The 13,079-nt window shown below is 69.6% G+C and carries 24 protein-coding genes; 21 read left to right on the forward strand and 3 right to left on the reverse strand.

Going from position 1 to position 13,079, the window contains the following annotated elements; all coding sequences use genetic code 11:
* Positions 1–100 precede the first annotated feature (100 nt).
* A complete protein-coding gene (locus tag ACZ7L6_RS03375; protein ID WP_471920243.1) occupies positions 101–1,771 on the forward strand; it encodes a recombinase family protein in 1,671 nt (556 codons plus the stop codon).
* Here the strand turns inward: ACZ7L6_RS03375 and ACZ7L6_RS03380 are convergent.
* Positions 1,680–2,246 (reverse strand): hypothetical protein, encoded by a 567-nt coding sequence (locus ACZ7L6_RS03380; RefSeq protein ID WP_471920244.1) that lies wholly within the window; start codon positions 2,244–2,246, stop codon positions 1,680–1,682. The genes ACZ7L6_RS03375 and ACZ7L6_RS03380 overlap by 92 nt on opposite strands.
* Before the next feature lie 13 nt (positions 2,247–2,259).
* Positions 2,260–2,718 (reverse strand): helix-turn-helix domain-containing protein, encoded by a 459-nt coding sequence (locus tag ACZ7L6_RS03385; protein WP_471920245.1) that lies wholly within the window; start codon positions 2,716–2,718, stop codon positions 2,260–2,262.
* Between the two features lie 237 nt (positions 2,719–2,955).
* Between ACZ7L6_RS03385 and ACZ7L6_RS03390 the strand changes: the two genes are divergently transcribed.
* From ACZ7L6_RS03390 to ACZ7L6_RS03485, 20 genes are all read left to right on the forward strand, one after another.
* A complete protein-coding gene (locus ACZ7L6_RS03390; protein WP_471920246.1) occupies positions 2,956–3,195 on the forward strand; it encodes a helix-turn-helix domain-containing protein in 240 nt (79 codons plus the stop codon).
* Entirely contained in the window at positions 3,192–3,365 is a 174-nt protein-coding gene (locus ACZ7L6_RS03395) for a hypothetical protein (protein ID WP_471920247.1), read from the forward strand. Before ACZ7L6_RS03390 ends, ACZ7L6_RS03395 begins: the two co-directional genes overlap by 4 nt.
* Before the next feature lie 84 nt (positions 3,366–3,449).
* Complete coding sequence (locus ACZ7L6_RS03400) at positions 3,450–3,851, forward strand: hypothetical protein (RefSeq protein ID WP_471920248.1); 402 nt, start codon at positions 3,450–3,452, stop codon at positions 3,849–3,851.
* Positions 3,848–4,849 (forward strand): hypothetical protein, encoded by a 1,002-nt coding sequence (locus ACZ7L6_RS03405; RefSeq protein WP_471920249.1) that lies wholly within the window; start codon positions 3,848–3,850, stop codon positions 4,847–4,849. Before ACZ7L6_RS03400 ends, ACZ7L6_RS03405 begins: the two co-directional genes overlap by 4 nt.
* On the forward strand, positions 4,843–5,130 hold the full coding sequence (locus ACZ7L6_RS03410; protein ID WP_471920250.1) for a hypothetical protein: 288 nt from the start codon (positions 4,843–4,845) through the stop codon (positions 5,128–5,130). Before ACZ7L6_RS03405 ends, ACZ7L6_RS03410 begins: the two co-directional genes overlap by 7 nt.
* Positions 5,127–5,504: a hypothetical protein gene (locus ACZ7L6_RS03415; RefSeq protein ID WP_471920251.1), complete on the forward strand. Its 378-nt coding sequence runs from the start codon at positions 5,127–5,129 to the stop codon at positions 5,502–5,504. Before ACZ7L6_RS03410 ends, ACZ7L6_RS03415 begins: the two co-directional genes overlap by 4 nt.
* Positions 5,501–5,884 (forward strand): hypothetical protein, encoded by a 384-nt coding sequence (locus ACZ7L6_RS03420; RefSeq protein WP_471920252.1) that lies wholly within the window; start codon positions 5,501–5,503, stop codon positions 5,882–5,884. The genes ACZ7L6_RS03415 and ACZ7L6_RS03420 overlap by 4 nt, the downstream gene beginning before the upstream one ends.
* Positions 5,877–6,116 (forward strand): hypothetical protein, encoded by a 240-nt coding sequence (locus ACZ7L6_RS03425; protein ID WP_471920253.1) that lies wholly within the window; start codon positions 5,877–5,879, stop codon positions 6,114–6,116. Before ACZ7L6_RS03420 ends, ACZ7L6_RS03425 begins: the two co-directional genes overlap by 8 nt.
* Positions 6,113–6,472 carry a response regulator transcription factor gene (locus tag ACZ7L6_RS03430; protein WP_471920254.1) on the forward strand — a complete coding sequence of 120 codons (360 nt, stop codon included), beginning with the start codon at positions 6,113–6,115 and terminating at the stop codon, positions 6,470–6,472. The genes ACZ7L6_RS03425 and ACZ7L6_RS03430 overlap by 4 nt, the downstream gene beginning before the upstream one ends.
* Complete coding sequence (locus ACZ7L6_RS03435) at positions 6,472–7,389, forward strand: hypothetical protein (RefSeq protein ID WP_471920255.1); 918 nt, start codon at positions 6,472–6,474, stop codon at positions 7,387–7,389. The genes ACZ7L6_RS03430 and ACZ7L6_RS03435 overlap by 1 nt, the downstream gene beginning before the upstream one ends.
* On the forward strand, positions 7,389–8,501 hold the full coding sequence (locus ACZ7L6_RS03440; protein WP_471920256.1) for a recombination directionality factor: 1,113 nt from the start codon (positions 7,389–7,391) through the stop codon (positions 8,499–8,501). The genes ACZ7L6_RS03435 and ACZ7L6_RS03440 overlap by 1 nt, the downstream gene beginning before the upstream one ends.
* Positions 8,498–9,115 carry a hypothetical protein gene (locus ACZ7L6_RS03445; protein WP_471920257.1) on the forward strand — a complete coding sequence of 206 codons (618 nt, stop codon included), beginning with the start codon at positions 8,498–8,500 and terminating at the stop codon, positions 9,113–9,115. Before ACZ7L6_RS03440 ends, ACZ7L6_RS03445 begins: the two co-directional genes overlap by 4 nt.
* Positions 9,116–9,120: 5 nt before the next feature.
* A complete protein-coding gene (locus ACZ7L6_RS03450) occupies positions 9,121–9,855 on the forward strand; it encodes an exonuclease domain-containing protein (RefSeq protein WP_471920601.1) in 735 nt (244 codons plus the stop codon).
* The gene (locus ACZ7L6_RS03455) at positions 9,852–10,181 is read left to right on the forward strand and encodes a hypothetical protein (protein WP_471920258.1); all 330 of its coding nucleotides are present in this window, start codon (positions 9,852–9,854) and stop codon (positions 10,179–10,181) included. Before ACZ7L6_RS03450 ends, ACZ7L6_RS03455 begins: the two co-directional genes overlap by 4 nt.
* Positions 10,178–10,456: a hypothetical protein gene (locus ACZ7L6_RS03460; RefSeq protein WP_471920259.1), complete on the forward strand. Its 279-nt coding sequence runs from the start codon at positions 10,178–10,180 to the stop codon at positions 10,454–10,456. Before ACZ7L6_RS03455 ends, ACZ7L6_RS03460 begins: the two co-directional genes overlap by 4 nt.
* Positions 10,457–10,459: 3 nt before the next feature.
* Positions 10,460–10,861, forward strand: coding sequence for a DUF6205 family protein (locus tag ACZ7L6_RS03465; RefSeq protein WP_471920260.1), 402 nt, complete (start codon positions 10,460–10,462; stop codon positions 10,859–10,861).
* Entirely contained in the window at positions 10,858–11,460 is a 603-nt protein-coding gene (locus ACZ7L6_RS03470) for a hypothetical protein (protein WP_471920261.1), read from the forward strand. The genes ACZ7L6_RS03465 and ACZ7L6_RS03470 overlap by 4 nt, the downstream gene beginning before the upstream one ends.
* A complete protein-coding gene (locus ACZ7L6_RS03475) occupies positions 11,457–12,152 on the forward strand; it encodes a WhiB family transcriptional regulator (RefSeq protein WP_471920262.1) in 696 nt (231 codons plus the stop codon). The genes ACZ7L6_RS03470 and ACZ7L6_RS03475 overlap by 4 nt, the downstream gene beginning before the upstream one ends.
* The gene (locus ACZ7L6_RS03480) at positions 12,149–12,436 is read left to right on the forward strand and encodes a hypothetical protein (protein WP_471920263.1); all 288 of its coding nucleotides are present in this window, start codon (positions 12,149–12,151) and stop codon (positions 12,434–12,436) included. The genes ACZ7L6_RS03475 and ACZ7L6_RS03480 overlap by 4 nt, the downstream gene beginning before the upstream one ends.
* Positions 12,437–12,535: 99 nt before the next feature.
* Entirely contained in the window at positions 12,536–12,844 is a 309-nt protein-coding gene (locus ACZ7L6_RS03485; protein WP_471920264.1) for a hypothetical protein, read from the forward strand.
* Positions 12,845–12,846: 2 nt separating this feature from the next.
* Here ACZ7L6_RS03485 and ACZ7L6_RS03490 read toward each other — a convergent pair whose 3' ends face one another.
* Positions 12,847–13,041, reverse strand: a complete 195-nt coding sequence (locus ACZ7L6_RS03490; RefSeq protein WP_471920265.1) for a hypothetical protein — start codon at positions 13,039–13,041, stop codon at positions 12,847–12,849.
* Between the last annotated feature and the right edge of the window lie 38 nt (positions 13,042–13,079).

Consider the following 13,079-nt stretch of genomic DNA (forward strand, 5'->3'; position numbering starts at 1 on the left):
CAGGCGCGACCGCCGGTCGGGAACGCCGGCGCGGCCGGGCGCACGTCGCCCTCCCCCGAAGGTGTAGCTAAGACACCCCGGTTGGGACTACCGTCGAGACATGCCCTTCGACCCGTCCTACCTGCACTTGGTCTTCCCGGAGACGACGTTCGAGGCGTGGCTATACGGCCGCGCCTCCCGTGACCCGAACAAGCGCGGGGACAGCGTCGAAGACCAACTCGCCGCAGGCCGCGCACTCTGCCGCAAGCACAACTGGCACATCGCCGAGGAATTCAAGGACACCGGCCTGTCCGCCTCCCGCCACGCGAAGCAAGTACGCGACGACTTCGAAGACCTGCTGGCCGCCATCGAGGACACCCCATCCCGTCGGGGCGTCATCCGCATCGTCGTCGCCTACGAAGCGAGCAGGTACTACCGCGACTTGGACGCGTACGTACAGCTGCGACGGGCCTGCCTCAACGCCGGCGTGCTGCTCTGCTACAAGAACACCGTCTACGACCTCAGCCGCGCCGACGACCGCAAAGCCACCGCGATGGACGCCATCGCCGCTGAAGGCGAGGCCGATGACATCCGAGACCGCAACCTGCGCACCGCGGCCCGGACCGCAGCAGCCGGTGACCCGCACGGTCGGCTGATCTTCGGGTACGCCCGCAAGTACGAGACCGTCAACGGCCAGCTCCGGTGCGTCGGCCAGTACGAGAACGAGGTGACGGGACCGTACGTCTACAAATCGCTGGTCCACATCGATCAGGGGCGCTCGGTAGGGTCCCTGATCCGGTGGCTCAACTCCGAGGAGAAGGCCGCGCGCGCCGACGGTCTGCCGTGGACCACCCGCAATGTGCGGCTCATGCTCCTCAACCGGGCTTACCTGGGGGAGCGGAAGAACGGCGGCGACTGGAAGAAGGCGACCTGGCCCCCGATCAAGGGCCTCGAAACCCCTGAAGGCCGCGCCATGTTCAACCGCGTCACCGCCAAGCTGACCGACCCCGGCCGGCGCACACAACGCGGCTCGGCCCCCGCGCACCTCCTGACGCTGATCGCCTTGTGCGGGCCCTGCGGCGACCACGCACGGCTGAGGTGCAACCCCAAGGTCGGAAACGCCAGGTACAGGAACAACCCAGCTCTTCAGTGCGAGGTGAGGAACGACGTCTCAATCCGCGAGTGGATGATCGACGCCTTCGTCGAAGAGGCCGTGATCGAGTGGTTCAGCGACAAGAAGAAGGCGATGGCTGCCCTGGTCCCCAGTGACAGCGACGTCGAACAGAAGATGACGGCCGGACAGCGCCGCATCAACGCCTACGAGGAACAGCTCGCCAAGGCCCGCAGTCTGGCCGAGGAGTTCGACGACAACACGGGTCAGTTCAAACTGTCCGCCGAGTCGCTCGCTGGGATGGAGCAGCGGCTGCTGCCGAAGCTTGAGGCCGAGCGGAAGAAGCTCCGGGAGATCACAGGTGTCTCTCCACTGCTGCTGTCCCTCATCAGCGCGCCAGATCCGGATGTGGTGTGGAACGGGGCGCCGGAGGAGGACGGTCGGCCGGCAGTGCCGGGGTTGACGCTGGAGCAGAAGCGCGAGGTGATCAAGACGGTGGTGACGGTGCGGTTGTGGAAGGCTCGCAGGCCGGGTACTCAGCGGCTGGAGCCCGGCCGTATCACACTCGCGTTCGTGGGGGAGGCGGGGTTCAGGGACCGACCACTCCGTGCTCCCGAGAACGGGCACGCTCCGGCTGGCGCTCGGCCTGACGCTCCGGGTGCTGGCGCGGAAACTCGATGAGGTTGCCGGGGACGGTTGGCTTGCCGGGCTTGAGCATGCCAGCGCGTTCCATTTCCACTGCTGCCTGGAACGTTTCGGCTGCGAGGGTGGCACGGTTCTCTTCGAACTCACGCTGCATCTTCTTGCGTTCGGCGACGAGGGTGGCGGCGATGCGGTGCCGCTCTTTGGCCATGTCGCGGTTGAGGCGTCCCATCTCGTTCTCAAGGGCTGCTTGCGCGGCGAAGTAACGGGACCGTTCCGCCTGTGCTTCGCGCTGTGCGGCACCGAGGATGCGGCGTTCCTCGTCGGTGTTCATGATCCAGTGCTTGACGAAGACGAGGACAGTCATGGTCAGGCCGACCATCACGAGACAGGCCCCTCCGATGGAGCCTGCCACATCGTCGTCTTTTGCACTTCGGATGATCACGGCGAACCCTACGGTCAGGAATCCAGCTGCCGTCACAGCGGCGGCCTTGCTGCTGGCCGTGAGACTCATGCGCACCCCCGGGTTACATCTGTGCGGCTGTGCCTCCGGGGGTGTCGGCGTCCTTGTCGTCGGGTTGAGCGTTCGTGAGCTTCTCGATCACGGCGTAGAGGGTGAACTTTCCGACGTCGTCATGGATGCCCAGTCGCTCCGCCAAGTCCTCCGGAGTGATAGATCCCGAGCCTACCTGTGACTGATTGTTTTCGGACAGTGTCTGTTGAGACTCCAGGTACTCAGGCGGCAGGACCCCTGCGGCGACGAGGAGTTCGACAGGGTCTTTCCCAATGACCTTGGCCAGGGCGGGGAAGAACTTGACGTCTGGGATCTGCTCCCGCCTGATGAGCCGGGAGACGGTGCTCTTGTTCATGCCGGTGTCGGCGACCAGGCGCTGCTGGGCGCCGTACGCGGTGTAGCCGGCCTCTTCGAGGGCCGGGTAGACGAGCGCAAAGAACCGCTCTTCGCGCGTTGTGGGGGCATCCGTCATGTCCAGAAACTCTACTTCCCTGCAGAGGGAATAGTCACGGATTCCCTTGCTCGGGAAAGTGGCGATCAGGCCATTGACCTGCGTCAACACAGGTCACACGCCTGATCGAACAAGCATTCGGAAGCGAGCCCAACCTTCCCTCATTCGCACATTCCCTTGCCAGGGAGGGAATGTGTGTGGTTGAGTTTCCCTAACCAGGGAAACCGTCCCGCTACCTGCGGAAGGAGGGACATCCGCATGTACCGACTCAACGTCGCCCGACTCCGCGCCATCGCCGCAGAGCACGGCGACAAAACCCCCTACGCCATCGCCAAGCGAAGCGGCGTGAGCGTCTCATCCGCCTATCGATACATCGACGGACAGGCGCAACCTGACCTGAACTCGGCGCTCCGACTCGCCCGGGCATATGACCTGGACATTCGCACCGTCATGGACCCCGTCGAGGACGAGGACGAGCCCGCCGAGGCCGTCGCGTGACCCGCGAAGAGCGCCACGCGCTCCTCGGCCCGGATGTCGTGGCGAGCATCCACGCCCGGGTGAAGGAAGCCCCGGAGCCCAGCGACGAGGTCGTCGAAGAACTCCGCCGGATCATGACGCGCCCTGCTGGCCCCGTGCCGGTGCGGATGCCGGCGGCGAAGGCCGCCTGACCCACAACACGCCGAAGGGCCGCCCACCTTGCCCGGCTGACGGCCCCCGATCGGCGACCCCACCACAGAGAAAGTGAGGCCTCGATGGCCACCCAGATTACCGAACCGACTGTGCAGGCCAGCCCCCAGCAGCCGCGTCCGATCTGCGAGCAGCAGGCTGCGGCCGAAGCCCTCGTCGAGTTGATCAAGATGCTGGGCACGCTGCCCGGCGGGTACATCAAGATCCATCAGCCGGTCTGCTCCCTCTCGGCCCGGCTGGACCTCCAGTTCGACACGCCGCAGGCGTTCGAGCAGTGGCGCGTGGCGCTGTGCATTCCCGGCTCGGAGGTGTCGCTGCACGCGGCTTCGGACGAGTTCGTGTGGCTGGCGGCCAAGACCGTGTTCCGGGGAGTCCGGGTCGAGATGACGGGCCATGGAGTGCCGCTGTCTGCCGAGTCGGCGCACACGCTGCAGGCCGTCAACGAGGCGCCGGCGGTGGCGGCATGAGCGCCCCCCCCGTGGTGAACACCACGGACGGTGCGACGTGGATGCGTCGTGCGGTGACGCGTGACGGGAGCGGCCTGTACGCGCTGGCGGGTTCGGCGGCTGGCTGCCCGGACGATGTGCTGGCGACGTTGGCGGAGTTGGCGGAGCGCGGGATTGCGGGTTCGGCGGATGTGCTTCCGGTGCCGGTGGGCCCGGAGCCGCAGGCCCCGCAAGACGACGCCGACCGAGCCAAGGCTCCTTGGGGGCGCGGGGAGGACGGCCGTCCGCTCCTGCCGATGGGCGCGCACTGGACCGACGTGCCCGAACTGGTGGACGGCACCGTTGCTCGCATCCAGGCCCGTGTGGATGAGGCGCAGTCGGGCCACTGGTACGTGTCTCCGATCCTCCACGACCTTCCGGGCACGGTGCGCACGCGTGTCGACGGCTACCCCCGCACGGTGGGCCAGTTCACGAACGTGCTGCCCGCTGACCTTGAGCTGGTCCTCCATGCGCACGACGACCTCAGTTGGTGCCTGGAGATGATCGTCAAGTTCCGCGCTCGGGTCGCTGAGCTGGAGGCTGAGCGGCACGTCACGAACGAGGCCCTCGACGACGCAGTGAGGGCGCTGAGGGCGGACCGGGAGCGGATCGCCGAACTGGAGCGCCCGGCCGAAGACAGGCGCCGAGCCGAAATCCGCAGCTCCTACACCGAGCTGATCGCACAGGCCGAGCAGGACCGCGACTACGAGGGAGTCGCCGTCGTCCAACAACAACTCGCGGAACGCGAGGCGGTGTGGGCGCGTGAGGACGAGCTGACCAAGGAGTTCGCTCGGGATCCGCTGGCGACGAAGCCGTACGTACCGGGCCCGTCCGTGGAGGCATCGGCGGACAAGCTGACGCGATTGCTGGCGCCGACGCAGGCGCTGCGGGACGTGCCGGACGGGGAGCACTACATCCACGTCCACCACGAGCACCGACTGGGCCACGACCTGCCCGAGACGGGCGGTGCGACGTGCTGACCCTCCTCGCCGACCTGACCCCGGCCAGCGCCGTGTGCCTGTCCATCAGCGTCTACGCGGCCGCGTCGATCCCGGTCCTCCTGGTGCCCGCCGACGTGGACCCGAGCCCGGTCGTACGCCGTACGGCCGCCGTCCTGCACCAGGGCGTCGTGCATGCGGGCCACGACCTCAACCGCGCCATCGCCACCGTCCAGCGCGCTGCCCACGCCTCCCTGCGTGATGCCGCGTTGACCGTGGCCGCGCTCCTCATCCTCACCATCCCGACGGGGGACCGTTCATGAAGCGCATCCGACTCGTCTTCCACCGCCTCTTCCGCCGCCCGGTCGTCACCGGCCCGTACCGCCTGTACGTCCGCCGCACCCCGGCCGGCGCCATGCTCGACGTCGAGGACTACCTGATCGCCGTCCTGGAGACGATCGCCGACAACCCCGACCTCATGGACCTGCTGGTCCAGATCGAGGAGGACCGGCGGGACGCCCGCGCCCACAAGCACGACGGGTGGGAGCCGGAGCAGCTCCTCGTCGAGAAGCTGACGACCGCGCTCGGCTACGAACTGCCGCTGAACGGGGCGGCCGTGGGGCGGCTAGCGGATCGGCTGCGCGCGGTGGCCCCGGTCGTGTCGATCCCGGCACAGCGTGAGGCGGGTGCCGCATGAGCGCCGTCGACACGATCCTCCTCGCACTGACCCGGTACTACCGGACCAACCCCGACCCGCGCGGCACGGCCGTGGAGCTGCTCGCCGAGTACGACGCCGCCCGCCGGGCCGAGCTGCTGGCCGAGCGCGCGGACGTCCGGGACCGCATGTGCCGCGACGCGCACGCCGCTGGCCGAACCGAGGGGCTCACCGCCGACGGGCAGGCGTACGACGGCGAACTCCCCATGCTGCGCCAGCTGGTTCGCACCCTCCGCGTCGTCGTCCGCGAGGACGGTTCGGCGGAGAAGCAGCGGGCCGAGCTTCGGCAGCTGCTCCACGAGCACGCCGCCGACGACGCGGCCGCCCGCGCGAACGCCGAGGGCGGTGATCGCCGTGGCTGACCTGATCACCTCCGCTGCGTTCCTGCTGGCTGCCATAAGGGAATCCGGCGGCCCGATCTCCACGGCGGACGCCGAGCGGATCCTCGCCGCCACCGGTGGCCGGTCCTGCCACCGCAACACCGCTCGCAAGAAGCTGCGCACCCTCGCCCGGGCCGGGCACCTCACCCCAGCTGTCGACGTCCAGGGCCGCCGCATCTACCAGCTCAACCAGACCCACACGGGGGACCGATGATCACCGTCGAGAACCTGCGGGAGCACGTCCTCACCGCAGCCGAGAAGTACGACTTCCCGCTCAGCATCCGGCAGGCCGAGACCCTCACCAACCACCTGGCCATCCACGCCAACCGGGGCCCGTCCAGCACCGTCCGCCTCACCGACGTCCAGTTCGCCGCCCTCGTCGGGCTCGCCTCTGGCGAGGACGCCAAGGAGACGGGCCGCCGTCTCGGCCGCACCGAGAACACGATCAAGACCCACCGCCGGACCTTGTACAAGGCGCTCGGCGCCCGGTCCGGAGCGCATGCGGTAGCCATCGCGATCAACCTGGGACTGCTGCGTACGGCCGCTGACCGGTCGGGCGGTGACGCCTGATGACGACCACCGCGCAGGCCGGGGCCAGCACCGCCCCGGCCGCCGGCCGCCGCTCCCGCACGAAGCAGGAGCCGACCGGCGCCGACCGCATCCCGAAGCCCTCGCAGGGCTGGTACCGCGTCCCCGGCACCGACATCAAACTCCGCCGCGTCACCACCATCCTCAACGGCGGATACCCCAAGCCCGAGCTCATGTTCTGGGCCGCCAACCTCACCGCTGCCGACGCCTTCGCCACGCTGCCTCGCCTCGTCGCCGCGTCCCTCAACCCGGCAGAGAAGGAAGAGGCGTACGACTGGCTCCGCAAGGGCCACATCCGCAAGAAGGAAGAGCGCGGCGACATCGGCGGCGCGGTCCACGACGTGATCGAAGCCAAGGTCCTCGGCGCCCCGATCCCCGAGAGCTTCATGACCGACGAGGAGATCGCCCCCTTCGTCGACCACTTCCTCCGCTTCGTCGCCGAATGGGAGATCGAGTTCGAAGCCTCGGAGATGACCGTCGGGAACTTCACCGACGGCTGGGCCGGGAAGCTCGACTATCTCTTCCGCTCGCCTCGCATCGCCGCTGCCCTAAAGGTGCCCTCGAACACGCTATTCATCGGCGACACCAAGACCGGCGGCGAGCTCGACGAGAAGGGCGTCTACCCCGAGGCCGGGCTGCAGATGTCCGCGTACCGGCGGGCCGAGGTCTGCTGGCTTCGCGACGGCACGCAACTGCCCATGCCCAAGATCCACCACACGGGAATCGTCCTGCACCTGCGGCCCGAGGGATATCGGCCCATGCCGCTGAAGTGCGGCGACGACGTGTACGCCGCGTTCCTTCACGTCTGGGAAGTCGCCGAGTTCAAGCGCGTCCTCGCCAAGTCCGTAGTGGGTGAGGCCCTCACCCTTCCCGTCACCACCGAAGAGAGGGCCGCCTGATGCCCATCCTCACCCTCCAGCAGCGGCTCCGCGAACTCGGCCGCATCCGCATCGGCCAGAAGGTCGCCACCGCCAAGGGCGGCACCCGTCCCGCCAAGCTCGACCGGTTCCGCCTCACCTCCCCGTCGAAGGAACTCCTCGACCGCGTCGCCGCACGCTACGGCGGCACCGTCAACCCGTGGACGCCGGACGGCGGCGCCGCCCAGTACGAGGTCATCACCGAAGCGACGCGGATGCCGATCCACGTGCCGCCGCAGCCCGTCTCCCAGTACTTCGAGCTGTGGTCGGGGGGCGGATGCCAGCGCCGCTGCGACGGCGTCACCGAGCTGCTGAAGGACCGGCCGTGCATCTGCGGACCCGACCCCGAAGACCGCGACTGCAAGCCCACCACCCGACTGAACGTCGTCCTGTCGGAGATCGAGGGCGTCGGCGTGTGGCGGCTGGAGTCCCACGGCTACTACGCCGCCCTCGAACTCCCTGGCGTCGCCGAACTGCTCGCGCAGACCGGCGGCTACGTCGAGGCGTTCCTCGGCCTGGAGCAACGCACCGCGAAGCGCGACGGGAAGACTCGGCATTGGATGGTCCCGACCATCGACCTCGCGGTCACCCCGGCCGCGTTGATGGCCGGTGCCGCCTCGGTGGGGACGGCGGTTGCGGCCGGTCCGCAGCGGGCGGCGATCGAGGCCCCGCGCCCCGACTACCTGAAGCTCGCGTCGGTCGCTGAGACCGCGGACGCAGTGCGCGAGCTGTACGAGCAGGCCGTTGCCGCCGGGCACATGAACAAGGCGATCGCGGACGCCCTGACCGCGCGGGCTGGCGAGCTCGGCGCGCCCCGCAAGGAGAAGACCGAGCAGCCCTCTGCCCGCCAGGAGCAGACACCCCCACCGGAGCCCGACGCCGAGGGCGTGTACGACGCCGAGGTCGTCGACGACCCGGCCGACGTGCAGGCCGTCTGGTTCCAGGTCATCGCCGCCGCAGGCCAGTACGGGCTGACCACCGAGCAAGTCGAGGCCGGATTCGCGCAGCGCAACGGCGGCATCCACCCGTCGTCCGGGACGGTCGCGCAGATGAACGCGTACCTCGCCGCGGTGAAGGCGGGTGAGGTCGCGTGAAGATCCGCGTCGTCCCCGTCGGCGAGCGGCACGGCCGCCTCGTCGCCACCGAGGAACGCAACACCCTCGACCCAACGATCGCCGTCCGATGCGACTGCGGCACCGAGAAGACCGTCCAGCTCAAGCACTGGGGTGAGACCCAGTCCTGCGGCTGCCTCATGCGGGAGAAGCTACTCGCCGCCCGCACCAAGCACGGCATGACGGGCTCCCCGGAGCACCGCACGTGGATGGGCATGCTGAGCCGCACGTCCAACCCGAACGATCCAGCGTGGCCGGACTACGGAGGCCGCGGGATCACCGTGTGCGCGCGCTGGCGCGACAGCTTTGAGGACTTCTACGCCGACATGGGCCCGCGTCCCGACGGCCACAGCATCGACCGCATCGACAACGACGGCCCCTACTCGCCCGAGAACTGCCGGTGGGCCACCCCTCGCGAGCAGGCACTGAACCGCCGCAAGCGGAAGTCGCCCCCGCCTCTGGCCGTATGCCAGGCCGGCCACGAGATGACCGAGGCCAACACGTACGTCCATCCGCGTACCGGGCGAGGCAAGTGCCGGAAGTGCCGGAGTGCGCGCACGGCTGAGTACCGCGCGAGGAAGGGGGCTGCTGCGTGAGCGCCATGTGGTACGAGAAGAGGCTCTGCGGATTTGATCTTGAGACGTCGGGGGTTGACGTCGAGAGCGATCGCATCGTCACGGCGTGCGTTGTGCAGTGCGGCGGCTCGCACCCAACCCAGTCCGCGACGTGGCTGTCCGACGTCGGCGGGATGGAGATTCCCGCTGAGGCGAGCGCCGTACACGGTGTCTCGACGGAGCGGGCCCGCGCCGAAGGACGGCCGGCCGCCGAGGTTGTCGAGCAGCTGGTGGCCGCGCTCGCCGAGTGCGTGCTCGCCGGGCAGCCGATCGTTGCGATGAACGCCAGCTTCGACCTGACGATCCTCGACCGTGAAGCCCGCCGGCACGGCGTGCAGCCGCTCGTGAACATCGTCGGCGGTGACCTGCGGGTGATCGATCCACGGGTGCTGGACAAGGCCGTCGACAAGTTCCGGCGCGGCGGCCGCAAGCTCGAAGACCTCTGCCGCACCTACGACGTCCGGCTCGACGGCGCGCACTCGGCGGACGCCGATGCGATCGCTGCATGCCGGGTGGCGTGGCGGATCGCGACGAAGGAGCCGCGCATCGGCGGTGCTTCGCTCGACGACCTGCACAACTGGCAGATCCAGTGGGCGCGTCAGCAGGCCGAGTCGCTCGCGGACTACTTCCGGCGCACGCCCGGCAAGGAGTCGTGGGCCGACGGCGTGCGCACCGAGTGGCCGCTGATCCCGGCGCAGCGTGCGGGCGGTGAGGCGTCATGAGGCTCGTCTCCGGCGCCCGGCACGCCGACCTGCAGTACCGCTACGAGCGGATGGCCGAAGCCCGAGAGGACGCCGAGAAGCTCGCGGCAGAGCGCCTGGCCACCATCACCCGCCAGGCCGAGGAAATCACCCGGCTCCGCGACGCCCGACCCGACACCCCGGTCCGCGAACCCCACCCGGCCCAAGGCGACGCGGAACTCCGTCGCCAACTGCACCTGGCCCGCCGCACGATCGCCGAACTGTCGCAGCGACTGGACGACATGCAGGCCTCGCACATCGCGGACACCCGGGAGTTGCACGACCTGCGGCAGGGAGGTGCGTCGTGATCGACCGCATCACCGTCGGCGCAGCCTCCCTCATGAGCGCGCTCGTCGCCGCGGTTGGCCTTGCTCGCTGGTACGTGCGGCCCGCACCCGAGCCGGCCGGACTGCACCGGGCGCCGGACGCGCTGCTCCGGCCGATCGAGGCCCTCGACCAGTTCGAGGCCCGCTGCCCGTACGAGCGGCGGACGACGCTGCACGTCCGCTTCGCGCTGGGCGGCGTGCAGTGCCTGGAATGCCGCGCCCACCTCACCGCCACCCAGCCCAGCAAGGGGGACTGACCCATGGGATACACGACCCACGTGACTGGTGAGTTCGCCATCGAACCGCCCCTCACCTACAGCGAGTTCAAAGACAGCAAGTTCGCCCCAGACAACGTCGAGAACAGCTACACCCCCTCCCTGATCCTCCGCGTGCACGAGCAGCTGGTGGAGAAGGAGGACGGCGTCTTCCTGCGCCGTACGGCCACCGCGCTGGTCATGCGGGAGATCGACGAGTACCGAGAGCGTGGCCTTGTCGACGAGGTCCAGTCCGCGATCGACTCCTTCCCCGGTCACACGTTCACCGGGCGCCTGGAGTGCGAGGGCGAGGAGAACACCGACCTGTGGCGGGTCATCATCCGCGACGGCCGAGCCGTCCGCGTCGAGCCGCGCATCGTCTGGCCGGACGAGGGCGGTGCCCAGTGACCACTCTGTTCGACTTGACCCCCGAGGCCCCGGCCGCCACCCCGGCGGCTGGGCCCCGGCCCCGCGCATACAGGGTGGCCGGGATCGACGTCAGCCTCACCGGCACCGGTGTCGCCACCCTCGGCGGCACCACCCTCATCACCTCCACCGGCCGCCGCAAGGACTCCATCGCGCAGCGCCGCACCCGCATCAAGGGCATCGTCGACGAGGTCCTCATCGCCGTGGGCGTCGTCGACCTGGCCGTCGTCGAAGGGCCCTCCCACCACTCCGTCGGCGGCTCTGTCTGGGACCGGGCAGGGCTGTGGTGGCGGATCGTCGACCGGTTGTGTGCCGAGGACATCCCCGTAGCCGTGATGCCCCCAATGTCCCGAGCGAAGTACGCCACGGGCAACGGCGGTTCACGGAAGGAAGCAGTCCTCGACGCCGCCCGCCGCCGGTACGGAGCGGTCCTCGACAACGACAACGAGGCCGACGCGCTGGTGCTGCGGGCGGCCGGGCTGGACTGGCTCGGGCAGCCGCTCGCGGAGGTTCCGGCTGGGCATCGTGCGGCGCTGGCTGGCTGCCAGTGGCCCGACCGCGAGGCGGTGACCGCGGCATGAGCAACTACACCGGCTCCGTCCCCGACACCACCCACCGCACCGACGACTGGCGACTGCGCGCCGCGTGCCTCGGCAAGTGGGCGCTCATGCACCCCGACAGCGACGAGCGGGAGATCGCCAACGCCAAGGGCGTTTGTGCACCCTGTCCGGTCTGGCGTGAATGCTTCCTCGACGCAGTCCACACCGACGACATGCAGCACGGCATCCGCGCCGGCCTCCGGCCCAACGAACGCCGAGCCGTCGCCAAAGAGTTGCAGCGCCGCGCCGACATCCGCGTGACCGAGGTGGAGCTGCCGCGGCCGAAGAAGCCTCGCCAGCCTCGCCCGGCCAGCCTTGCCGAAGCCGTCGCCCGCCGCACCGTCGACACCGAAGACGGACACCAGGAGCTCAACGGCGCCGGGCACGTCCAGTTCCGCGGACAGCGCTACACCCCCCTGCAGGCGTCGTTCATCGTCGGCAATGGCCGCGAGCCCGAGGGGATCGTGCGCCGCACGTGCGGCAACCCGACGTGCATCCGCGCGGAGCATCTGGCAGATGCGGTGATCCGTGACTCGGAGGCGACGTGCGGCACGCGGGCCGGGTACCTGCGGCACCGCAAGCACGGCGAGGACGCGTGCCCGCCGTGCAAGCAGGCGAACACGGACGCGGACAACCGGCTCCGCAGGACCGGCACGCCCAAGGTCGCGGTATGAGGTGCGGCCACTGGATCGGAGCCGAGCACCGCCACTGCCACGCGGCCGACAGCGTGCGCCCCTATCTCACGGGCCCCCGCTGCCCGGCCCACACCCCGAACGCGCTCGCCGGGAAACCCGAGGTGCCGCCCGGGCCCGGCATGCCCGCCGGCGCGTGGACCACACCGTCACCGCTGTCCGACTCCCGCGTCCACGACGACCGGGCCGTCGCCTCGGGGAAGCGCCGTTCGAACCCGCAGGCGTACCGGGCCGCTCAGGCCGCGGTGCGACATACGACCACCTGACCGCGGCCGGATCCCCCACCGGCCGCACCCGGGCCCCGCGCACTTCCCCCCAACGCGCGGGGCCCGGGACCCCAACCACCACGAGAGGAGGAGCAGGCCATGGCCTGGAAGACCACCAGCCCGCACGCTGTACGGGCCGACTGCCCGCGCTGCGATGCACCTGTGCTCGTGCAGCGGGAAGGCCTGCCCTTCGCCGTGACCGCGGATGCCGAGCGGCTGACGCCGGGCGCCGCGGCCAAGCTCACCGAACCGAACCGGCTCGCGTGGTGCCTGCGTGAAGCGAAGTGGACACCGGCCCGGCTGGTTGAGGTGTCACGGATCTTCCACAACCGCGAGTGCCCGTGGCCGCACGTCATCGACCACCGGTGCCCCGCAGGGACGCCGGCCGTGAAGGGGGCGCTGTGGTGAGTTCAGCCCTCGGCGATGTTCTTGGCCGCGTTGATGTCGCGCTGCTGCTTGCGGCGCCAGGCCGCCACGCGCGAGTGGACGTGACGACGGATGTCATCGGCGCGGGTTGTCCCCTCTGCCTCGCACAGTTGCCCGTACGCCGCCCACACCTCGTCATCGATGCGGACCATGCGGCCGGGCGTGCCCTTCGTCGTCATGCCGTAAGCGTAGCTGACTTGTCACACGCTACACACCC

The organism is Streptomyces sp. NPDC107522, from assembly GCF_055657525.1.